Source organism: Tardiphaga sp. (assembly GCF_025356345.1).
Taxonomy (GTDB): Bacteria; Pseudomonadota; Alphaproteobacteria; order Rhizobiales; family Xanthobacteraceae; genus Tardiphaga.
Map to the genome: position 1 here is coordinate 1 of NZ_JANXTC010000217.1, position 21,444 is coordinate 21,444.

Below are 21,444 nucleotides of genomic sequence, written 5' to 3' on the forward strand. Positions count from 1 at the left end.
GCGCTGGTCCGCGCTTATCAGAATAATCCCCAGCTCAACGCCCAGCGTGCTTCGGTACGCGTCACCGACGAAAATGTCCCGCAGGCTCTGTCGGGTTATCGCCCGCGCGTCGCCGTGACGGCGAGCGGCGGATACCAGTACAGTGATGTCGTGAGTGGCGTGGTCGGCAGCGGCGGTCCCACTAACCCTTTGCATGGAACGCAAGTCCCGCGGAGTGTCGGCGCCACCGTCACCCAGACCCTGTTCAACGGCCAGCAGACCGCGAATCGCACCCGCGCCGCCGAAGGCCAGGTCTCCGCCGCGCGCGAGGGCCTGCGCGTCCTCGAGCAGAGCGTATTGCTCGCCGGCGCCACGATCTACATGGATTATCTGCGCGACTCCGCCATCGTCGAAGTCCAGAAGAGCAACGTGCGCGTGCTCGAGCAGACGCTTAAACAGACCCGCGACCGCTTCAATGTCGGCGAAGTCACCCGCACCGACGTGGCGCAGTCCGAAGCGCAGCTCGCCGCCGGCCGTACCCAGCAGCTGACAGCCGAATCCAATCTCACCACCACGCGATCGAATTTCCGTCGCATCATCGGCAATGAGCCGAACGCGCTGGCCGCTGGTTCGCCGGTCGACCGTTTCCTGCCTGGCACGCTGCCCGGCGCGATCGATCTTGGCCTTACCGAAAATCCCAACGTCACGGCTTCGATGTTCGGCATCGATGTCAGCTACCTCAACGTCAAGGTCAATGAAGGCGCGCTATTCCCGACGGTAACTTTGCAGGCCAGCGTGCAGCAGTCCTACGAGCAGACGATCTCGATTCCGCGCCAGTTCGGCGCCGCCGCCGTGGCGCAGGTTTCGGTTCCGATCTATCAGGGCGGCGGCGAATACGCACTGATCCGGCAGTCGAAGGAAACGCTGGCGCAGCAGCGACTCGCGCTTGAGCAGGTTCGCGACCAGACCCGCGCCAGCGTCGTGCAGGCATGGGGACAGTTGTTGGCGGGCAGGGCGCAGGTGTCATCGGCGCAGGCGCAGGTGCAGGCTTCCGAAATCGCGCTGAACGGTGTGCGTGAAGAGGCCAAGGCCGGACAGCGAACGACGCTCGACGTGCTGAACGCGCAGCAGGCGCTGGTCAATGCGCGCGTTGCGCTGGTTACTGCGCAACATGATCGTGTCGTCGCATCCTACGCGGTGCTCAACGCAGTGGGTCGTCTGTCACCGACCGTGCTGAAGCTCGGCACAACCGTCTATGATCCCAGCGTGCACTACCATCAGGTGCGTGACAGCTGGGTCGGGGTTCGGACGCCCGACGGTCGTTGAACCGGGCGTCATGTAATTGCTTTGCAAGGGCCGCAATCGCGGCCCTTTGCTTGCAATCAATCGTTTCAATGACGTAGCTTCTCCGTAGGTAAAAACGCGATTCGTAACGTCCCGGCGTTACGTTCGCGTCGATTTACCGATCAAGCCGTGCTTGATCTGGGGACAAGTCAGTGTTGCGCGACGAAACTTCCGATCGCCACATCGATAGCCGGCCAATCCAGTCTCATCTGGTGTAAATATTGATGAAAGCGTTGATGATGCGGAGTCGGACATGACGCAGCCTGCAAAGGTCCAGGAGCCCTCCATGGAGGAGATTCTGGCGTCGATCCGGCGCATCATCGCCGATGACGAAGCGAAACCGGTTGCCGTCGAGCCGGCTCCCGCGCCGCCGCTGCGCGCGGAACCGCCGAAGGCCGTGGCACCAGCGCCCAAGCCCGCCGCGATGACCAACATTCCGCCTTCAGCGATTCCGGCCGCGCAGGCCGCCGCCGCCAAAGCGCCGCCGCCGCCACCGGAGGCGGTTAGCAACAGTCAGGACGACATCGACGCGATGCTGGCCGGCCTCGACGCCGCCACCACCGCGGAGGAAATTCGCCCGCCGCTGCCGGATGGTGACGTATTCGAACTGACCGACGACATGGCGCTGCCTGATCCGGAGCCCGCGTCTGCGTTCCAGCACGTCGATCCGGAAGATGACCTCGAATTCGCCGAAGCCATCGCGGCCAGCCATGAACGGCCGCGCACGGCGATGTTCGACCCGCCATCCTATGACGCGCCGCCGGCGCCGCCGCAGCAGCAGATCCTGTCGCACTCCACCGTCTCGGCGGTGGAGTCCGCGTTCCATACGCTTGCGAATACCGTGCTCAGCAACAACGCCCGGACGCTCGAGGATCTCGTCAAGGAGATGCTCCGGCCAATGCTGAAATCCTGGCTCGACGATAACCTTCCCGGTCTGGTGGAACGCATCGTCAAAGCCGAGATCGAGCGGGTTTCCCGCGGCGGCCGCTAGGCTGCCGCGAGGTCGTCATGGGCCTCGATTGACCGCTGCGGCCATTTAGATCGTCCGATATGTTGACTTGAGGGGCGCTGGCGGGTTTCTAGCCCGTTCGGCATGCGTGTCGTCGCGCCCGCCAACCCAGCCAAAACGATTGATGGTCATGATCGAGAAGAACTACCAGCCCGCCGATATCGAAGTCCGCATCTCCAGCGCCTGGGAACAGGCCGGCGCGTTCAAGGCCGGCCGCGCCGACCGTATCGACGCCGAGCCCTATACGATCGTGATCCCGCCGCCGAACGTCACCGGTTCGCTACACATGGGCCATGCGCTCAACAATACCCTGCAGGACGTGCTGTGCCGCTTCGAGCGCATGCGCGGCCGCGACGTGCTGTGGCAACCCGGTACCGACCATGCCGGCATTGCCACTCAGATGGTGGTCGAGCGCCAGCTGATGGAGCGCAAGGAGCCGGGCCGCCGCGAGATGGGCCGCGAGAAATTTCTCGAGCGCGTGTGGCAGTGGAAGGCGGAAAGCGGCGGCGTTATCGTCAATCAATTGAAGCGTCTCGGCGCGTCCTGCGACTGGTCGCGCGAACGCTTCACGATGGACGAGGGGCTGTCGCGCGCCGTCGTCAAGGTGTTTGTGCAATTGCATCGCGAAGGCCTGATCTACAAGGACAAACGCCTTGTGAACTGGGACCCCAAATTGCTCACCGCGATCTCCGATCTCGAAGTGCAGCAGATCGAGGTCAAGGGCAGCCTGTGGTATCTGCGCTATCCGCTGGAGGGCAAGGTCTTCAATCCGGAAGATCCCACTACCTTCATCGTCGTTGGCACTACGCGCCCCGAGACCATGCTCGGTGACTCCGCCGTCGCGGTGAATCCGGACGACGAGCGCTATATGGCGTTGATCGGCAAGCACGTCATCCTGCCGCTGGTCGGTCGCCGGATTCCGATCGTCGCTGATGATTATTCCGACCCGGAAAAGGGTTCCGGCGCGGTGAAGATCACGCCGGCGCATGATTTCAATGACTTCGAAGTCGGCCGTCGCCACAACCTGGCGCAGATCAGCATCCTCGACATCGAGGGCAATCTGGCGCTGGAGGGCAATGAGGATTATCTGCGCGGCCTGCCGGAAGGCTCGGACCAGCTTGTCGAAGAGTTGCACGGCCTGGAACGCTTCGCCGCGCGAAAAAGCATTGTGGCGCGGCTGGAGGATTTCGGTTTCCTCGAGAAGATCGAGCCCAACACCCACGCGGTGCCACATGGCGATCGCTCCGGCGTGGTGATCGAGCCCTATCTGACAGACCAGTGGTACGTCGATGCCAAGACCATGGCACAGCCGGCGATCGCCGCCGTGCGCTCCGGCGCCACCGCCTTCGTGCCGAAGAACTGGGAAAAGACCTATTTTGAATGGATGGATAACATCCAGCCATGGTGCATCTCGCGCCAGCTGTGGTGGGGCCATCAGATTCCGGCCTGGTACGGCCCCGACGGCCGTGTGTTCGTCGCCGAGACCGAGGAAGAAGCCGTCGGCAATGCGCTCGGCTATTACGTCGAGCAGGAAGTCATCTCCATCGAGCAGGGCCATGAGTTGGCGCTCGATCCGGCCAAGCGCGAGGGCTTCATCACCCGCGACGAGGACGTGCTCGACACCTGGTTCTCCTCCGCGCTGTGGCCGTTCTCGACGCTGGGCTGGCCCGACGAATCGACCGATGTCGAGCGCTACTATCCGACTAACGTGCTGGTCACCGGTTTCGACATCATCTTCTTCTGGGTAGCCCGGATGATGATGATGGGCATGCACTTCATGAAGGATGCGCCGTTCCCGACGATCTACATTCACGCCCTCGTCCGCGACGAGAAGGGCGCCAAGATGTCGAAGTCGAAGGGCAATGTCATCGATCCCTTGCACCTGATCGACGATTACGGTGCCGACGCGCTGCGCTTCACGCTGGCGGCGATGGCGGCGCAGGGGCGCGACATCAAGCTGGCGCCGCAGCGGGTCGAGGGCTATCGCAATTTCGCGACCAAGCTGTGGAACGCGAGCCGCTTTGCCGAGATGAACGAGTGCGCGCTGCCGGCGGGATTCGACCCGACCACAGCGACGGAAGTCGTCAATCGCTGGATCGCCCACGAGACGGCGCACGCCACGCGCGAGGTTACCGAAGCGATCGAGGCCTATCGCTTCAACGACGCCGCGGGCGCGGCCTACCGCTTCGTCTGGAACGTGTATTGCGACTGGTACATCGAACTTGCCAAGCCGGTGATGATGGGCGAGGATTCGCCCGCCCGGGCTGAGACCCGCGCGATGGTCGCCTGGGCGCGCGACGAGATTTTGAAGCTGCTGCACCCGTTCATGCCGTTCATCACCGAGGAATTGTGGGCGGTGACGGCGCCGCGCACGCAATTGCTGGCGTTGACGCCGTGGCCGCCGAAGGCCCGAGGCCTGAGCCGCGAACAGGAAGCCATGATGATCGCCACCGCTTCCGGCGATCCGCTGGCAGCGCCGATCATGTTCGGCGACTTCGAGCCCGTCGCGGACTTCCGCGATGATGCGGCCGAGGCGGAGATCGGCTGGGTGGTCGATCTTGTCACCGCCGTGCGATCGGTTCGCTCGGAGATGAACATTACCCCGGCGACGCTGACTCCGCTGGTGCTGGCCGGCGCCTCCGCCGAAACGCAGGCGCGCGCGCTGCGCTGGAGCGATGTCGTTAAACGCCTGGCCCGCCTCGGCGACATCTCCTTCGCCGATCGTGCCCCGGACGGGGCTGTGCAACTGCTGATCCGCGGCGAAGTGGTGGCGCTGCCGCTCAAGGGCGTGATCGATCTCGGCGCCGAGCAGGCGCGCCTGCAGAAGGAACTCGCCAAGGCCGAAGCTGACATCAAGCGCGTCGACGCCAAGCTCTCGAACGAGAAATTCGTCGCCAACGCGCCGGAAGAGATCGTCGAGGAAGAAAAGGAAAAGCGCGCCGAGGCCGTGGCACGAAAAGAGAAGGTGCTGGAAGCGATGGAGCGGCTGAAGGGCGCGGTGTAAGCTCCCACGCGGTTGGCAATCGCGGCGTTGCAAGCTCCGGCCACTCCCCGTGATTGCGAGGAGCGAAATGACGCGGAATCCAGAGGCCACACGCAAGAACTGGACTGCTTCGTCGCAAGGGCTGCTGGCTATGAGGAATTGAAAGCTATTTCGCAAATGGCTTGCTGAAAAACCTCGAGCCTTTCAGCCCGTAGCGCCACGGCAATTCCACGCCCTTGGTGATCCCGATGCGGACGCCCACAACGATGTCGGGCGTGGTCTGGCGGGCATGGAGTGCGAACGGCTTCTGGTCAAGCGCCGCTCCGTCATGCGCGCCGGTGATGCCGAGCGCCGCGCACAATTTGCCGGGGCCCGAGCACAGCGCGCGCACGTCCCGCAGCCCGCGGCGGAGCTGCATCGCCACCACGCCGTGCTGTGGCTCGATCGCGCGCACCAGCACCGCGCTGGCTGAACCTGGCGCCTCGCAGACGAAATTGACGCACCAATGGATGCCATATGAGCGGTAGACATAGGCATGGCCGGCGGGTCCAAACATCACGCCGTTACGTGGCGTCTGGCGCACATAGGAGTGCGACGCGGGATCGGTGTGATGATAGGCCTCGACCTCGACGATGGTGCCGCCAACCCCGTCGAACAGCAGCGTGGCGCCGATCAATTCGGGCGCGACCTCATGCACGCTGCGGTCGAAAAAATCGCGCTTGAGCGGCTTGCCGGGCCCGGGCCCGTTCGATGTGCGGTTTTGAGGCATTCTGGCTGATATGCTAAGATGGCACAGCGCCGATGGCGAGGGCGGGTTGCGGGACATCCCCGGGCGGATTACCTAGAGGGTCCCTCAGAACGGACAGTTCATGGTCGTCGTCCTCGATACCGTTTCAGCCACCCAATTGCGCCCGCGCCACCCCGAAAAGGTGAACCGGCCGGATTCCGTCTCGCCGCCGAAGCCGGACTGGATCCGGGTCCGCGCGCCGACCAGCCGCGGCTATGGCGAGACCCGCAAGATCGTCAAGGAAAACGGCCTCGTCACGGTGTGCGAGGAGGCCGGCTGCCCGAATATCGGCGAGTGCTGGGACAAGAAGCACGCCACCTTCATGATCATGGGCGACACCTGCACCCGGGCCTGCGCGTTCTGCAACGTCAAGACCGGGATGCCGGGCGCGCTCGACATGGCGGAGCCGGAGCACGTCGGTCTGGCCGTGTCGAAGCTCGGCCTGCACCACGTCGTCATCACGTCGGTCGACCGCGATGATCTTGCGGATGGCGGCGCCGAGCATTTTGCCCAAACCATTCGCGCGATTCGCGCCGCGTGTCCGACCACCACCATCGAGATCCTGACGCCGGATTTCTTGCGCAAGCCGGGCGCGCTCGAAGTGGTCGTCGCGGCAAAGCCGGACGTGTTCAACCACAATCTGGAAACCGTGCCGTCGGGCTATCTGACGGTGCGGCCCGGCGCGCGCTATTTCCATTCGATCCGCCTGCTGCAGAAGGTCAAGGAGATCGATCCCAGCATCTTTACCAAGTCCGGCATCATGGTCGGGCTGGGTGAAGAGCGCCACGAAGTGCTGCAGGTGATGGACGACATGCGCTCGGCCGATATCGACTTCCTGACCATCGGCCAGTATCTGCAGCCGACCCGGAAACATCACGTGGTGTCGCGCTATGTCACCCCTGACGAATTCGCCGGCTATGAGAAGGTCGCCTACACCAAGGGGTTCCTGATGGTCTCGGCGAGTCCGTTGACGCGCTCGTCGCATCACGCCGGCGAGGATTTCGCGAAACTGCAGGCGGCCCGCGCTGCGCTGCGGCACTGAGTCCAATCGATGCCGCAGTTTTCCAACAAGCGCCGCGTCCGCCACAGCGCGGTCCAGATGTTTGACCTCGTCGCCGATGTCGAGCGCTATCCGGAATTCGTGCCGCTGTGCAAGGCATTGAAGATCCGCCAGCGCACCACCCGGCCAGATGGCACCGAGGTGATCGTCGCCGACATGACGGTCTCGTTCAAGCTGGTGCGTGAGGCCTTCACCAGTCGCGTCACGCTGGACCGCGCGGACAGCAAGATCATGGTCGAGTATTTGCAAGGCCCGTTCAGCGAACTGCAGAACCGCTGGACCTTCGAGCCCAGACCCGACAATGGCTGCGAGATCGGGTTCTTCATCGCCTACGAGTTCAAGAGCCGGATGCTCGGCATTTTGATGGGCACCATGTTCGACGCCGCCTTTCAGCGCTTTGCCGCGGCGTTCGAGAAGCGCGCCGACCACGTGTACGGCACGGCGGGGGGTTAGGTCTTTGCCGGCTTCGGTTTGCGCGGCGCGGCGGGACGCCTTCGCTCCACCGCGGCGCGGCGCGGCGTACGCGCCACGCGCGGGCGAACAAGGCTGGCGACGGCGCGCTTGGCCGGCGGCTGCGGACCGCGCGCCAGTTCCATCAGCATGCGCAGCGCTTCCAGCACTGAACGCTGCCGCACCTGGCTGCGGCCGATGGCGCCGAACCGGCACTCCTTGTTGAGGATGCGGCCGTCACGCGAGGCGACCGCCAGATGCACCAGCCCGACAGGCTTGCCAGGCGTGGCGCCGCCGGGCCCGGCGATGCCGGTGATCGACACCGCGAGGTCGACGCCGGCCTTTTCCAGCGCGCCGACGGCCATCTGCGTGGCGGTTTCCTTGCTGACGGCGCCAAAGCTCTCCAGCGTGGTCGCCTTGACGCCGAGCATCGCGTGCTTGGCGTCGTTGGAATAGGTGACAAAGCCGCGGTCGATCACGTCCGATGAGCCGGGAATATCGGTCAGCGCGGCGGCGACCAGGCCGCCGGTACAGGATTCAGCGGTGGCGATGGTCAGTTTGCGACCGCGGCACAGATCCAGCAGCGCGCGGGACAGGGCACGGGGATCGCTGCCGGCCATCTCAATCCGTCCAGGGCAGGCGGATGGTGGCGGCCGCCGTCGCTGCGATGCCTTCTTCGCGGCCGGTGAAGCCGAGCCGTTCGCTGGTGGTGGCTTTCACGGCGATGCGCGACAGCGCCACGCCAGTGATCTCGGCGATGCGTTCGCGCATGGCGTCGCGCAGCGGGCCTATCTTGGGCCGCTCGCAGATCAGCGTCACTTCGAGATTGGCGATTCGGCCGCCGCGCGCGGTAACGCGGTCGATGGCGTATTTCAGGAACTTGTCGGAGGCGGCGCCCTTCCACTTGTCGTCGCTGGGCGGAAAGTGCGAACCGATGTCGCCATCGGCCAGCGCCCCAAGTATCGCATCGACCAGCGCATGCAGGCCGACGTCGCCGTCGGAATGGGCGAGAAAGCCGCGGCTGTGCGGAACGCGGACTCCGCAGATCATCAGATGATCGCCGTCGCCAAAGGCATGCACGTCATAGCCGGTGCCCATGCGAATGTCGCCGAGCGCGGCGGCGAGGCGGGCTTCCTCGCGAACAAAATCTTCGGGGGTGGTCAGCTTCATGTTGATAACATCGCCTTCAAAAGTCGCCACCGTCAATCCCGCCCATTCGGCGAGCGCGGCGTCATCGGTGAAATCGCCGCGTCCTTCGCGCGCGGCGCGACGATGGGCCTCGAGGATCACGTCGAAACGAAACGCCTGTGGCGTCTGCGCGATGCGCAGCCGCGCGCGATCCGGCGTGGCCTCGACATGGCCGGCGTCGCTGACCTGCTTGATGGTGTCGGTGACCGGCACGGCGGGTACCGCGGCGCCGGTATGGCCGGCGGCCTTGATGGCGCGCGCGATCAGGGCCGGAGTCACGAAGGGGCGGGCAGCGTCATGAATCAGCACGATGTCAGGCGCATGGTCGGCAAGAGCTTCAAGGCCGGCATGAACCGACGCCTGCCGGGTCGCGCCGCCGTCCACCGGGCTCTGATACTGCATGCCGCGCATGGCATCGTTGAACATTGCGATGTCATCGGGATTGAGTACTGGTTGCACCGCAAAAACCTCATTGTTTTCGCAGAACGGCTGCATCGCCCGCGAGATTACGGTGCGGCCGGCAAGCGTGCGGTATTGCTTGGGTCCGCCAGACCCGGCACGGAGCCCGCGGCCGGCGGCAACGATAATGGCGGCAGTTTTTGGTGATTCAGTCATCATGTTCAGCTGATTAAGAGGTAAGCGTTCGGCGCACAGCCCTTAGCATGCTGACGCCTGAAAACAGTATGATTACATTCCAACAGGCCAATAAGCGCGCATTGCTGCGCTGCACTTGCAATACAACCAGACATGTCTAATGTGTAGGCAAGGCGGTTGACTGCACAACAAATGTGCGCATTATGCGCCCATGTCTGCAGTGCCGCGGACACCCGAACGACGAGCAGCTTTGTGACGCCCCCGATAGCCACACACCCCAAAACGCTGAGGATTGGCGATCTCGAGATCGCCAACAGGGTGGTTCTGGCGCCGATGACGGGCATTACCGATGTACCGTTTCGTCGTCAGGTCGCCGGACTGGGCGCCGGCCTCGTGGTATCAGAAATGACGGCAAGCGCCGACCTCGTCAATGGCCGGCCGATGTCGGTGTTGCGCTGCGAGGCGACCGGACTCGGTCCTCACGTGGTTCAACTGGCGGGATGCGAGACGCGCTGGATGGCGGAGGGCGCGCGCATTGCCGAGGCGTCCGGCGCCGATATCATCGATATCAACATGGGCTGCCCGGCGCGCAAGGTAACCGGCGGCGCCGGCCAGTCCGGATCGGCGCTGATGCGCGATCTCGATCATGCGCTGCGGCTGATCGAAGCCACCATTGTCGCCGTGAAGGTGCCGGTGACGCTGAAGATGCGGCTCGGGTGGGACGACCGCACCATCAATGCGCCGGAACTGGCGCGCCGCGCCGAGGCTGCCGGGATACAGTTGATCACCGTGCACGGCCGCACCCGCTGTCAGTTCTACAAGGGCGAGGCGGACTGGGGCGCGATCCGCGCGGTGCGCGATGCCATCCACATCCCACTGATCGTCAATGGCGATATAACTTCTTTTGAGACTGCGGTGACGGCGCTGGAAATGTCCGGCGCCGACGCGGTAATGGTCGGACGGGGCGCCTATGGCCGCCCGTGGGTCCCGGGCCAGATCGCCCGCCGCTTCGAGACCGGCATCGCCGAGCCGGTGCCGACGCTGGCGGCGCAGCGCAGCCATTTGCGCACGCTGTATGAAGATATCCTTGGCCATTACGGTCAGCACATCGGCCTGCGCCATGCCCGCAAGCATCTCGGCTGGGCGCTCGATGCCGCGGCGGCCGCCAGTTGCGCGCCGGCTGACAGCCTGCGGGGCTGGAAGCAGAAAATCCTGACCGCCGAAGATCCCGCCGCCGTGCATCGTTCTCTCGACGACGCGTTCGACAACTTCGCATGGAGTGCTGCCGCATGAACGCGTATGCAGAACACCGCCGTCCTGTTCCCACCGACAGCGAGGCGATCCTCAATGCCTTGCCCAATCCGGTGCTGTTGATTGCCCCGGACGGCAAGATCGTCGATGCCAACATGGCCGCCGAATCCTTCTTCGAGATTTCCGCGCAATTTTTACGCCGGCAGTCGCTTAAGGAGCTGGTGCCGTTCGGCAGCCCGCTGCTGGCGCTGATCGATCAGGTCCGTTCCCAGAACTCACCGGTCAATGAATACAAGGTCGACCTCGGTACGCCGCGGATCGGCGGTGACCGCCAGGTTGATCTGCATGTCGCGCCGCTGACCGAGCGACCTGGCCATATCGTTGTGATGCTGCAGGAACGCACCATCGCCGACAAGATGGACCGGCAGTTGACGCACCGCAGCGCCGCGCGCTCGGTGATCGCGCTGGCGGCGATGCTGGCGCATGAGATCAAGAACCCGCTGTCCGGCATCCGCGGCGCGGCGCAGCTGCTGGAGCAGGCGGCTTCCTCGGAAGACCGCATGCTGACCCGGCTGATCTGTGACGAGGCCGATCGCATCGTCACGCTGGTCGACCGCATGGAGGTTTTTGGCGACGATCGGCCGGTGGCGCGCGGCCCCGTCAATATTCATTCGGTGCTCGACCATGTGAAGCGCCTCGCGCAGTCCGGCTTTGCCCGCAACATCCGCTTCATCGTGGATTACGACCCGTCATTGCCGCCGGTGCTGGCCAATCAGGACCAGCTGATCCAGGTGTTCCTGAATCTGGTCAAGAACGCCGCCGAGGCGATCGCCGATCTGGGCAGCGACGGCGAAATCCAGCTCACCACCGCCTTTCGGCCCGGCGTAAGGCTGTCGGTGCCCGGCAAGAAATCGCGGGTGTCGCTGCCGCTGGAATTCTGCGTCAAGGACAACGGCCCCGGCGTGCCCGAGGATCTGTTGCCGAATCTGTTCGATCCATTTGTGACGACGAAACCAACAGGAAGCGGCCTGGGACTTGCATTGGTTGCAAAGATCGTCGGCGATCACGGCGGAATTATCGAATGCGAGTCTCAACCGCGCAAGACCACGTTTCGCGTGCTGCTGCCGATGTTCAACCCCGCCAAGAACTTTGATTCGGGTAGCGGCGATGTCCCGACATCGACGCGCACCTCGTAAGACTGAAGATGAGGACTAACAATGGCTGCAGGTAGCATTCTGGTCGCGGACGATGACACGGCCATCCGCACCGTCCTGAATCAGGCGCTGTCGAGGGCCGGTTATGAGGTTCGCCTCACCGGCAACGCAGCGACCTTGTGGCGCTGGGTCAGCCAGGGCGAGGGCGACCTGGTCATCACCGACGTGGTGATGCCGGATGAGAACGCGTTCGACCTGCTGCCGCGGATCAAGAAGATGCGGCCCAACCTGCCGGTCATCGTGATGAGCGCGCAGAACACGTTCATGACGGCGATCCGCGCGTCCGAACGAGGGGCATACGAGTACCTTCCAAAACCGTTCGACCTCAAGGAACTGATCGCCATCGTCGGTCGTGCGCTGGCGGAGCCAAAGGAACGTGTTGCCAGCAGCGTCGATGACGGCGAGTTCGATTCGATTCCGCTGGTTGGCCGTTCGCCGGCGATGCAGGAAATCTACCGGGTGCTGGCGCGCCTGATGCAAACCGACCTGACGGTGATGATTTCCGGCGAGTCCGGCACCGGCAAGGAACTGGTCGCACGCGCGCTGCACGACTATGGCAAGCGCCGCAACGGCCCGTTCGTCGCGGTCAACATGGCGGCCATCCCGCGCGACCTGATCGAATCCGAATTGTTCGGCCATGAGCGCGGTGCCTTTACCGGCGCCAACAGCCGCGCGTCCGGGCGCTTCGAGCAAGCCGAGGGCGGCACGTTGTTCCTCGACGAAATCGGCGACATGCCGATGGAAGCTCAGACCCGGTTGCTCCGCGTGCTGCAGCAGGGCGAGTACACCACGGTCGGCGGCCGCACCCCGATCAAGACCGACGTCCGAATCGTCGCCGCCTCCAACAAGGATCTCCGGATCCTGATCCAGCAGGGTCTGTTCCGCGAGGATTTGTTCTTCCGCCTCAACGTCGTACCGCTGCGTCTTCCTCCGTTGCGCGAGCGTATCGAGGATCTGCCCGACCTGATCCGGCACTTTTTCGCGCTGGCCGAGAAGGATGGCCTGCCGCCGAAGAAGCTCGACGCGCTGGCGCTGGAGCGGATGAAACAGCACCGCTGGCCCGGCAACGTCCGCGAGCTGGAGAATCTCGCCCGCCGGCTTGCGGCGCTGTATCCGCAGGACGTCATCACCGGCTCGGTGATCGATGGCGAACTGGCGCCACCCGCGGTGGTCTCGGGTGGCAGCACGCAGAACGGCGTTGATAATCTTGGCGGTGCCGTCGAGGTCTATCTGGCGTCCCACTTCTCCAGCTTTCCGAACGGCGTGCCGCCGCCCGGCCTGTATCACCGCATCCTTCGCGAGATCGAGGTGCCCTTGCTGACCGCGGCTCTGGCGGCGACCCGCGGCAACCAGATTCGTGCCGCCGATCTGCTCGGCCTCAACCGCAATACGCTGCGGAAGAAGATTCGCGATCTCGACATCCAGGTCTATCGATCCGGCGGCTAGGCGCCTCGTAGCCCGGGTGAGCTCTTGCGACATCCGGGCCGACCCAACCGCGATAAATGTTGTCCCGGATAAGTCGTCCCGCCGCCAGCGGGGACAACTTATCCGGGCTACAGATCTGCGGATCGCATCAAATCGATTAATTCCAGCCTCAAGCCACGATGAAACGCTTCCGGGTCATTTTCCGCGGCTTTCGCACGCCGTGGAATTGTCGTAATTGAGCAACATTGTTGTATGATTGCATCAGTACGTTGTTGGATCGGTCTGACAGCGGCGGAGCGTCCACGCTTACCAAATTTCCGGAATGACCAGCGCAGACATGACGGCCCAAACCTTCGAACCGTTGTCGGCTGAACCGCGGAAGTCGCGGCTGCGCAGGCTGTTTGCGCCGCTGGCCGTCGGCCTGGCGCTGATCTCGGCCTTTCTGACTTTCGTCGTGTTGACCGGGCTGACGCCGATCTCGCCGACCCATAATGTGGTCGTGACATTCCTGCTGATCAACACGGCGACCGTATTCCTGCTGGTCCTGATTATCTCCCGGGAAGTCTGGAAAGTCGTTCAGGCACGCCGCCGCGGCCGCGCCGCGGCCCGGCTACACGTCCAGATCGTCAGCCTGTTCTCGGTGATCGCGGTGCTGCCGGCGGTGCTGGTATCGATCGTGGCCAATGTGACGCTCGATCGCGGCCTCGACCGGTTGTTTTCCGGCCCGACCCGCGAAGTGATCCAGAATTCGCTGATCGTCGCCAACGCCTATCTGCACGAACATGCCCAGCTGATTCGCGGCGACATCCTGGGGATGGCCAATGACATCTCCCATGCGCGGCCGTTATTCGACCAGGACCGCGGCACATTTCTCAGCCTGCTGACGGCCAGTGCCGCCTCGCGCAACCTGCCGGGCGCGATGATCATCGACAAGGACAGCAAGACGCTGGAATCGGCGACTGGCATCCGTCAGGACTTCACCACGCCCGCTCCGGACTTCCTGAAGAACGTCAACGACAGCGAGCCGCAGATCGCGGTCTTCATCGAAGCCAATTACGTGGCCGCCGTGATCCGGCTGCGCGCGTTCGACGACACCTTCCTCTATGTGGCTCGTCTGCTCGATCCGCGCGTCGTCGCGCAATTGCGGCAGACCCAGGCCAGCGTCGCCGAATATGCCGAGCTGGAATCGCGGCGGCTGGGCATCCAGGTCGCCTTCGCGCTGATGTTCACCGTGATCGCGCTCACCGTCCTGATGTCCTCGGTGCTGATCGGACTGAACTTCGCCAACTGGCTGGTAACGCCGATCCGTCGCCTGATGGGCGCTGCCAATGCCGTCTCCACCGGCGATCTGCAGGTTCAGGTGCCGGTGATCCAGTCGGAGGGCGATCTCGCCCATCTCGGCGAAACATTCAACAAGATGACGCAGGAATTGCGGACCCAGCGCGACGAGCTGGTCAGCGCCAGCGAGGTCATCGACAGCCGCCGCCGCTTCATCGAGGCGGTGCTGTCGTCAGCGAGCGCGGGCATCATCGGCGTCGATGGCGCGGGCTGCGTGGGCATCCTCAACCGCTCGGCCGAAAAGCTGATCGGGCATTCCGAATCGGAGACGCTCGGCCATTCACTGTCCGAAATTGTCCCTGAACTCGACGAGATGATGCAGAACGCCCGCGACGGCAAACAGCGGCTGGTGCAGGGCCAGATCACCATCACCCGCGATGGCCAGGATCGCGTATTATCGGTCCGCGTCAGTGCCGAGCAGACCAGCCAGTCCCGCGACAGCTACATCATCACGCTCGATGACATCACCGAGCTGGTATCGGCGCAGCGCACCTCGGCCTGGGCCGACGTGGCCCGCCGGATCGCTCACGAGATCAAGAATCCTCTGACCCCGATCCAGCTATCGGCCGAACGAATCAAGCGCAAATTCGGCAAGGTGATCATCGAGGACAAGGCGATCTTCGAACAATGCACCGATACCATCGTGCGGCAGGTTGATGATATCCGTCGCATGGTCGATGAGTTTTCGCGATTTGCGCGGATGCCGAAGCCGGTGATCGAGGGTGAGGATGTCGCCGATACCGTGCGTCAGGTCGTGTTTCTGATGCGCGTGGGTCATCCCGACGTCGATATCGAGGCGACGATCAAGGATGAACCGATGCGGGCGCGGTTCGATCGCCGCCTGATCTCGCAGGCGCTCACCAACATTATCAAGAACGCTACCGAGGCCATCGAGGCGGTGCCGGCCGAAACCCTTGGCAAGGGCCACATCGAGGTGGTCGCGTTCCGTGAAAACGAGGACATCGTGATCGACGTAATCGATAACGGCATCGGTCTGCCGGCGGTGAGCCGCTCGCGGTTGCTGGAACCCTATGTCACGACGCGCGAGAAGGGCACCGGGCTAGGCTTGGCGATTGTCGGCCGCGTTCTGGAAGATCACGGCGGTCGCATCGAACTCAACGACGCTTCAAATATCCGGCCCGGCGCCCGCGGCGCCTGGATGCGGCTGAGGTTTGCGATTTCCGGACAAAAGCCGGACGCTGAAAACGTTGAACCTAAAACGGCCAAGAACAACGATAAGAAGATACTACCAATACCCGACGCCGTCGCCGTTAACGGCAGCTGAAAAGACAGAGCACGATTTATGGCTAATGATATTTTGATCGTTGACGACGAAGCCGATATCCGGGACCTGGTTGCAGGTATTCTGGATGACGAAGGTTTTACGACCCGCACCGCGCGGGACAGCGACTCCGCCTTGCAGGAGATATCGAACCGTCGTCCCAACATGGTGTTCCTGGACATCTGGCTGCAGGGCAGCAAGCTCGACGGGCTGCAGTTGCTGGAACAAATAAAGCGCGACCATGCCTACCTCCCGGTGGTGATGATCTCCGGGCACGGCAATATCGAAACCGCGGTCGCCGCCATCAAGCGCGGCGCCTACGACTTCATCGAGAAGCCGTTCAAGGCTGACCGACTGATCCTGGTGGCGACACGTGCGCTTGAAACCTGGCGGCTGAAGCGCGAGGTCAAGGAACTGAAGCAGATGGCGCCGGTCGCCAGTTCGCTGACCGGCCGGTCCGCGGCGATGAACCAGCTGCGCCAGACCATCGACCGCGCCGCGAAGGCCAACAGCCGCATCCTGATCGTTGGACCGTCCGGGGCTGGCAAGGAGCTGGCCGCGCGTACCTTGCATAATGCTTCACAGCGGTCGCAAGGCCCGTTCGTTGTCATCAACGCCGCGGCGATTACGCCGGAACGGATGGAAGTCGAATTGTTCGGCATCGAGACATCGAATGGCGAGCAGGCCCGCAAGGCTGGTGCGCTGGAGGAAGCCCATGGCGGCACCTTGTTCATCGACGAGATCGGCGATCTGCCGCGCGATACCCAGAACAAGATCCTGCGCGTGCTGGTCGACCAGACTTTCATGCGGGCAGGGGGCACCACCAAGGTTCACGTCGATGTCCGCATCATTTCCTCGACCGCGCGAAACCTTGAGGAAGAGATCGCCGAAGGCCGTTTCCGGGAAGATCTCTATCATCGGCTCTCGGTTGTTCCGATTCGGGTGCCGCCACTGTCGGAGCACCGCGAAGACATCCCGGAGCTGATCGAGTATTTCATGGAGCAAATCTCGGTTGCCACCGGCCTACCGAAGCGGCAGATCGGCCAGGACGCCATGGCGGTGCTGCAGTCCCATGTCTGGCCCGGCAATATCCGCCAGCTCCGCAACAACGTGGAGCGCGTCATGATTCTCGCCGGCGGCGGGCCGGAGGTGATCATCTCGGCCGACATGCTTCCGCAGGATGTCGGTTCGATGGTGCCGTCGATGCCGACCAGCAATAATGGCGAGCACATCATGGGGCTGCCGCTGCGCGAGGCGCGTGAAGTGTTCGAACGCGATTATCTGATCGCCCAGATCAGCCGCTTTTCCGGCAACATCTCGCGCACCGCCGAATTCGTCGGCATGGAGCGGTCCGCGCTACATCGCAAGCTCAAGGCGCTCGGCGTCGGGTAGATTGTGTTATAAATTGATCGCCGGACCCCACAACCGTCATTGCGAGGAGCCAAGCGACGCGGCAATCCAGAGAGCAACACACGCGGTCTGGATTGCTTCGTCGCTTGGCTCCTCGCAATGACGGGGATGGGGCGGGGCAATTCGCCAAAGTCGTCAATCAAGCTGACAAGCAATCAACGGGAAGTACCATGTCGCGCATCGCCTATGTAAACGGTCATTATCAAAACCTGCGCGACGCCGCCGTGAACGTCGAGGACCGTGGCTATCAATTTGCCGACGGGATCTACGAAGTATGCGAGATCATCGGCAGCAAGATGGTGGATTTTCCGCGTCACATGGCGCGCATGCAACGCTCGCTGCGCGAATTGCGGATCCGTGAGGCGATGCCCTTGGCGTCACTGAAGGTCGTGATGCAGGAGGTGATCCGCCGCAACCGCATCAGCTATGGCATCGTCTATCTGCAGATCAGCCGCGGCGTGGCCCATCGCGACCATGGTTTCCCATCGGCCGATGTACAGCCCAGCCTGGTCGTTACCGCGAAATCGCTGAATTTCGCCAAGAACCAGGCGCAGGCGGAGCGTGGCGTCAAGGTGATAACGACCGCTGAAAACCGCTGGCCGCGCGTCGATATCAAAACCGTCGGTCTGCTGCCCAACGTGCTGGCGAGACAGGAGGCCCGTGACAAGGGCGCCTACGAAGCCTGGTATGTCGACGCCGATGGTTTTGTGACCGAAGGCGCGTCCTGCAACGCCTGGATCGTCACCAAGGATGGCAAGGTGGTCACCCGCACGGCCACTTCGGGCATTCTTGCCGGCATCACCCGTGCGGTGCTGATCGATGTGCTGGCCTCGATGCAGATGAAGCTCGAGGAACGCAGCTTTACCCCCGATGAGGCCTATCACGCCGCCGAGGCGTTCGTGTCATCGGCTAGCCAGATCGTGATGCCCGTGGTGAGTATCGACGGCAAGCCGATCGGTGATGGCAAGCCCGGCGGTATCGCGAAGCGGTTGCGTGCTGAGTTCCATCGGTTTTCGGCGATTTCCTGAGAATCCGCGGGCCTTTTAGGCCATCTGTCCGGGAACCGGCTTGCCTAAAAAGCGCGCCTGCTTTCTAATCATTCGGTCGTGTACCCGGAGGGGGATCTCAGGGAACAGCGCGACAGCCAAGGCGACGCCCCGGAGAGGGCTGCGCCCGGTTCAAAAACAAAAAGATGCAATCAGACTGCGGGATTAAAAAAATGGCGGCAGACCGCGCACAAAATCTACAGGACACCTTCCTCAACCACGTCCGCAAGACCAAGACGCCACTGACGATCTTTCTGGTGAATGGCGTGAAGTTGCAGGGCATTGTCACATGGTTTGACAATTTCTGCCTCTTGCTCCGCCGTGACGGTCATTCGCAGCTTGTCTATAAGCATGCCATCTCGACCATCATGCCGGGGGCGCCGATCCAGCTGTTCGAAGGCGGCGAGGACGCTCCAGCTTGAACAAACTTTTGAAAGACGCCTGATTGGAACCCCGTAGCTTCGAAGGGAGCGCTGACCGTCCGAAGCCAGCGCCAGGCGAGTCGACCGGACGTGTTGTCGTCATCGGCCCGTATCTGCGTGTACGGCGCGGTGACGCCGATGCGCAGGCGGACCATCAAACCCGCGATTCCGAAGCGCGGCTGGAGGAAGCCACCGGCCTGGCGCGCGCGATCGGCCTGACCATTGCCGAGGCCGTGATCGCACCGCTCGGCCAGATCCGTCCGGCCACCTATCTCGGCAAGGGCAAGGTCGAGGAAATCGTCGGTCTGATCACCGGACATGACATCGAACTGGTGGTGATGGATTGCGCGCTGTCGCCGATCCAGCAGCGCAATCTGGAGAAGGAATGGAACACCAAGGTGCTCGACCGCACCGGTCTCATTCTGGAAATCTTCGGCCGCCGCGCCAAGACCAAGGAAGGCGCGCTGCAGGTCGAACTGGCGCATCTCAACTATCAGCGCAGCCGGCTGGTGCGGTCATGGACCCATCTGGAGCGGCAGCGCGGCGGCTTCGGCTTCATGGGCGGGCCCGGCGAAACCCAGATCGAGGCGGATCGCCGCCTGATCGGCGACCGCATCACGCGGATCGAAAACGAAATCAAGAAAGTACAGGCGACGCGACGGCTGCACCGCGCTGGTCGGCAGCGCGTGCCGTACCGCGTCGTGGCGCTAGTCGGCTACACCAACGCTGGCAAGTCGACGCTGTTCAACCGGCTGACCAAGGCCGAAGTCACGGCCGCCGACATGCTGTTCGCGACGCTCGATCCGACGCTGCGCGCGCTGACGCTGCCGCATGGCGGCAAGGCGATGCTGTCCGACACGGTCGGCTTCATCTCCAACCTGCCGACGCAGCTGGTCGCGGCGTTTCGCGCCACGCTGGAAGAGGTTCTGGAAGCCGACATCATCCTGCATGTCCGCGACATCTCGCATGAAGACGCCGACGCCCAGCAGAGCGACGTCGACAAGGTGCTGCGCCAGCTCGGCATCGATACCGATGCCAGCGCCCGCATTCTCGAAATCTGGAACAAGATCGACCGCGTCTCGCCGGATCAGCGCGAAAACCTCGCCAACATTGCCGCGCGGCGTCCGCCGGACAAGCCGTGCTTCCTGGTTTCCGCGGAAAGCGGCGAGGGCATCGACGATTTGCTCGCCGCGATCGAGACCCGGCTTGCCGCAAGCCGCATCACGCTCGACCTGTCGGTCGACGCCGGCGACGGCGCCGGCGTGAGCTGGCTGCATCGCAACGCCGAAGTGCTGGTCAAGGAGCTGCGTGACGGCCATTTCGACATGATCGTGCGCGTCGACGAGACCAAGCGCGACGTGGTGATGGCGAAATTCGGCGCGATATTGCACCCGGTGGATGAGCCGACGGAGTAGTTACTCCTTGCCCTTGGCCTCGTCCCACAGCGCGTCCATCTCCTGCAATGACGCTTCCTGCAGCGTGCGGCCGGTCGCCGCCAGGGCCTGCTCGATATAGCCGAAACGCCGCTCGAATTTGGCGTTGGTGCCGCGCAGCGCGAGATCCGGATCGGCGCCGACATGGCGCGCCAGATTGACCAGCGCGAACATCAGGTCGCCGGTTTCGGCGGCGACTTCGTGGCTGTCACCGCGATCCAGCGCAGCCTCGATCTCGTCGGCCTCCTCGCGGATTTTGGCCAGCACTGCGCGCGGGTCGTTCCAGTCAAAGCCGACGCTGGAAGCCTTGCGCTGCAGCGCCATCGCATGGGAGAGCGATGGCTGCCCGGCCTTGACGCTGGCCAGCAGCGAGGAGGTCGCCGCGCTGCCCGAAGGCTGCCGCGCGGCGCGCTCCGCCTTCTCCTCCGTCTTGATCCGCTCCCAGACGCCCTTGACGTCGGACGACGTCAATTGGCCATTCTGGTCCGCGAACACATGCGGGTGTCGCCGGATCATCTTTCGCGTGATCGCCTCGACGACGTCACCGAACGAAAACGCGTCCTGCTCCTCGGCGATCCGGGCATGGAACACGACCTGCAGAAGGAGATCGCCAAGCTCCTCGCAGAGATCGCCGAGATCATGCCGCGCAATGGCGTCGGCAACCTCATAGGCCTCCTCGATCGTATAAGGCGCGATGCTGGCAAAGGTCTGCTCGACGTCCCACGGGCATCCGGTCACCGGCGTGCGCAACTGCGCCATGATGGCAATCAGGCCGGCAATATCGCGGGAAGGGGTCATGCAAGGCTCCGGATCGGTGGGCGGGATCATTCGCAGGCGTAATCCGCCCAACGACATGACGCAACTTCCCCGCCGTGGCGCACGATGCTATTCCCCCGGCATGACCGAAACATTATTGAATCAGACCGCGCTCGTTCTGTTCTCCGGCGGCCAGGATTCCGCGACCTGCCTGGCCTGGGCGTTGCAACGCTTTGCCCGGGTCGAGATGCTCGGCTTCAGCTATGGCCAGCGCCATCTGATCGAGCTCGACAGTCGTACGAAATTGCGGGACGGCCTCGCGTCGCTGAATCCCGGCTGGGCCGCCAAACTCGGCGACAGCCATACGCTCGACATCCCGACGCTGAGCGTGATCTCCGACACCGCGCTGACCCGCGATGTCGCCATCGAGATGGGCGCCGATGGATTGCCCAACACCTTTGTGCCCGGGCGCA

18 protein-coding genes are annotated in these 21,444 nt (G+C 63.4%); 14 read left to right on the plus strand and 4 right to left on the minus strand.

All coding sequences use genetic code 11. The features are described 5' to 3' along the window. From Q0S16_RS13355 to Q0S16_RS13365, 3 genes are all read left to right on the plus strand, one after another. A partial coding sequence (locus Q0S16_RS13355) for a TolC family outer membrane protein (protein ID WP_295848964.1) occupies positions 1–1,305 on the plus strand: 1,305 nt, incomplete at its 5' end. Between the two features lie 271 nt (positions 1,306–1,576). Continuing rightward, on the plus strand, positions 1,577–2,314 hold the full coding sequence (locus Q0S16_RS13360; protein ID WP_295848966.1) for a DUF2497 domain-containing protein: 738 nt from the start codon (positions 1,577–1,579) through the stop codon (positions 2,312–2,314). Between the two features lie 148 nt (positions 2,315–2,462). Beyond that, on the plus strand, positions 2,463–5,336 hold the full coding sequence (locus Q0S16_RS13365) for a valine--tRNA ligase (RefSeq protein ID WP_295848967.1): 2,874 nt from the start codon (positions 2,463–2,465) through the stop codon (positions 5,334–5,336). A gap of 145 nt (positions 5,337–5,481) precedes the next feature. Here Q0S16_RS13365 and Q0S16_RS13370 read toward each other — a convergent pair whose 3' ends face one another. Beyond that, positions 5,482–6,084, minus strand: coding sequence for a DNA-3-methyladenine glycosylase (locus tag Q0S16_RS13370; protein WP_295848969.1), 603 nt, complete (start codon positions 6,082–6,084; stop codon positions 5,482–5,484). A 100-nt stretch (positions 6,085–6,184) separates the two neighbouring features. Between Q0S16_RS13370 and lipA the strand changes: the two genes are divergently transcribed. Together lipA and Q0S16_RS13380 are read left to right on the plus strand one after the other, a co-directional pair. Beyond that, complete coding sequence (gene lipA, locus Q0S16_RS13375; RefSeq protein WP_295848971.1) at positions 6,185–7,144, plus strand: lipoyl synthase; 960 nt, start codon at positions 6,185–6,187, stop codon at positions 7,142–7,144. Positions 7,145–7,153: 9 nt separating this feature from the next. After that, the gene (locus Q0S16_RS13380) at positions 7,154–7,615 is read left to right on the plus strand and encodes an SRPBCC family protein (protein WP_295848973.1); all 462 of its coding nucleotides are present in this window, start codon (positions 7,154–7,156) and stop codon (positions 7,613–7,615) included. Here the strand turns inward: Q0S16_RS13380 and Q0S16_RS13385 are convergent. Together Q0S16_RS13385 and Q0S16_RS13390 are read right to left on the minus strand one after the other, a co-directional pair. Further along, positions 7,612–8,232, minus strand: coding sequence for a CinA family protein (locus Q0S16_RS13385; RefSeq protein WP_295848974.1), 621 nt, complete (start codon positions 8,230–8,232; stop codon positions 7,612–7,614). The two genes, Q0S16_RS13380 and Q0S16_RS13385, sit on opposite strands and share 4 nt — an antisense overlap. Before the next feature lies 1 nt (position 8,233). Then, the gene (locus Q0S16_RS13390) at positions 8,234–9,415 is read right to left on the minus strand and encodes a bifunctional 2-C-methyl-D-erythritol 4-phosphate cytidylyltransferase/2-C-methyl-D-erythritol 2,4-cyclodiphosphate synthase (protein ID WP_295848976.1); all 1,182 of its coding nucleotides are present in this window, start codon (positions 9,413–9,415) and stop codon (positions 8,234–8,236) included. A gap of 231 nt (positions 9,416–9,646) precedes the next feature. Between Q0S16_RS13390 and dusB the strand changes: the two genes are divergently transcribed. The 8 genes from dusB (at position 9,647) to hflX (ending at position 20,197) form a co-directional block, all read left to right on the plus strand. Then, the gene (dusB, locus tag Q0S16_RS13395; protein WP_295848978.1) at positions 9,647–10,687 is read left to right on the plus strand and encodes a tRNA dihydrouridine synthase DusB; all 1,041 of its coding nucleotides are present in this window, start codon (positions 9,647–9,649) and stop codon (positions 10,685–10,687) included. Further along, on the plus strand, positions 10,684–11,841 hold the full coding sequence (locus tag Q0S16_RS13400; RefSeq protein WP_295848980.1) for a nitrogen regulation protein NR(II): 1,158 nt from the start codon (positions 10,684–10,686) through the stop codon (positions 11,839–11,841). Before dusB ends, Q0S16_RS13400 begins: the two co-directional genes overlap by 4 nt. A gap of 21 nt (positions 11,842–11,862) precedes the next feature. Then, on the plus strand, positions 11,863–13,305 hold the full coding sequence (ntrC, locus tag Q0S16_RS13405; protein ID WP_295848982.1) for a nitrogen regulation protein NR(I): 1,443 nt from the start codon (positions 11,863–11,865) through the stop codon (positions 13,303–13,305). A 301-nt stretch (positions 13,306–13,606) separates the two neighbouring features. Next, positions 13,607–15,907 (plus strand): PAS domain-containing sensor histidine kinase, encoded by a 2,301-nt coding sequence (locus tag Q0S16_RS13410; RefSeq protein WP_295848984.1) that lies wholly within the window; start codon positions 13,607–13,609, stop codon positions 15,905–15,907. A gap of 18 nt (positions 15,908–15,925) precedes the next feature. Further along, a complete protein-coding gene (locus tag Q0S16_RS13415) occupies positions 15,926–17,296 on the plus strand; it encodes a sigma-54 dependent transcriptional regulator (RefSeq protein ID WP_295848986.1) in 1,371 nt (456 codons plus the stop codon). Positions 17,297–17,484: 188 nt separating this feature from the next. Further along, on the plus strand, positions 17,485–18,342 hold the full coding sequence (locus Q0S16_RS13420; protein ID WP_295848988.1) for a D-amino-acid transaminase: 858 nt from the start codon (positions 17,485–17,487) through the stop codon (positions 18,340–18,342). Positions 18,343–18,533: 191 nt separating this feature from the next. Further along, on the plus strand, positions 18,534–18,782 hold the full coding sequence (hfq, locus tag Q0S16_RS13425) for an RNA chaperone Hfq (protein WP_006020546.1): 249 nt from the start codon (positions 18,534–18,536) through the stop codon (positions 18,780–18,782). Positions 18,783–18,805: 23 nt separating this feature from the next. After that, on the plus strand, positions 18,806–20,197 hold the full coding sequence (gene hflX / locus Q0S16_RS13430) for a GTPase HflX (RefSeq protein WP_295849013.1): 1,392 nt from the start codon (positions 18,806–18,808) through the stop codon (positions 20,195–20,197). Here the strand turns inward: hflX and mazG are convergent, their stop codons facing one another. After that, a complete protein-coding gene (gene mazG, locus Q0S16_RS13435) occupies positions 20,198–21,013 on the minus strand; it encodes a nucleoside triphosphate pyrophosphohydrolase (protein WP_295849015.1) in 816 nt (271 codons plus the stop codon). 100 nt (positions 21,014–21,113) lie between these two features. Here mazG and Q0S16_RS13440 point away from each other — a divergent pair. After that, a partial coding sequence (locus Q0S16_RS13440; protein WP_295849016.1) for a 7-cyano-7-deazaguanine synthase occupies positions 21,114–21,444 on the plus strand: 331 nt, incomplete at its 3' end.

Excerpts from the sequence above, each read along its gene's own strand:
- Q0S16_RS13360 (WP_295848966.1), top strand. The coding sequence starts at position 1,577 with ATGACGCAGCCTGCAAAGGTCCAGGAGCCCTCCATGGAGGAGATTCTG.
- Q0S16_RS13365 (WP_295848967.1), top strand. The coding sequence starts at position 2,463 with ATGATCGAGAAGAACTACCAGCCCGCCGATATCGAAGTCCGCATCTCC.
- Q0S16_RS13370 (WP_295848969.1), bottom strand. The coding sequence starts at position 6,084 with ATGCCTCAAAACCGCACATCGAACGGGCCCGGGCCCGGCAAGCCGCTC.
- lipA (WP_295848971.1), top strand. The coding sequence starts at position 6,185 with ATGGTCGTCGTCCTCGATACCGTTTCAGCCACCCAATTGCGCCCGCGC.
- Q0S16_RS13380 (WP_295848973.1), top strand. The coding sequence starts at position 7,154 with ATGCCGCAGTTTTCCAACAAGCGCCGCGTCCGCCACAGCGCGGTCCAG.
- Q0S16_RS13385 (WP_295848974.1), bottom strand. The coding sequence starts at position 8,232 with ATGGCCGGCAGCGATCCCCGTGCCCTGTCCCGCGCGCTGCTGGATCTG.
- Q0S16_RS13390 (WP_295848976.1), bottom strand. The coding sequence starts at position 9,415 with ATGACTGAATCACCAAAAACTGCCGCCATTATCGTTGCCGCCGGCCGC.
- Q0S16_RS13400 (WP_295848980.1), top strand. The coding sequence starts at position 10,684 with ATGAACGCGTATGCAGAACACCGCCGTCCTGTTCCCACCGACAGCGAG.
- ntrC (WP_295848982.1), top strand. The coding sequence starts at position 11,863 with ATGGCTGCAGGTAGCATTCTGGTCGCGGACGATGACACGGCCATCCGC.
- Q0S16_RS13410 (WP_295848984.1), top strand. The coding sequence starts at position 13,607 with ATGACCAGCGCAGACATGACGGCCCAAACCTTCGAACCGTTGTCGGCT.
- Q0S16_RS13415 (WP_295848986.1), top strand. The coding sequence starts at position 15,926 with ATGGCTAATGATATTTTGATCGTTGACGACGAAGCCGATATCCGGGAC.
- Q0S16_RS13420 (WP_295848988.1), top strand. The coding sequence starts at position 17,485 with ATGTCGCGCATCGCCTATGTAAACGGTCATTATCAAAACCTGCGCGAC.
- hfq (WP_006020546.1), top strand. The coding sequence starts at position 18,534 with ATGGCGGCAGACCGCGCACAAAATCTACAGGACACCTTCCTCAACCAC.
- mazG (WP_295849015.1), bottom strand. The coding sequence starts at position 21,013 with ATGACCCCTTCCCGCGATATTGCCGGCCTGATTGCCATCATGGCGCAG.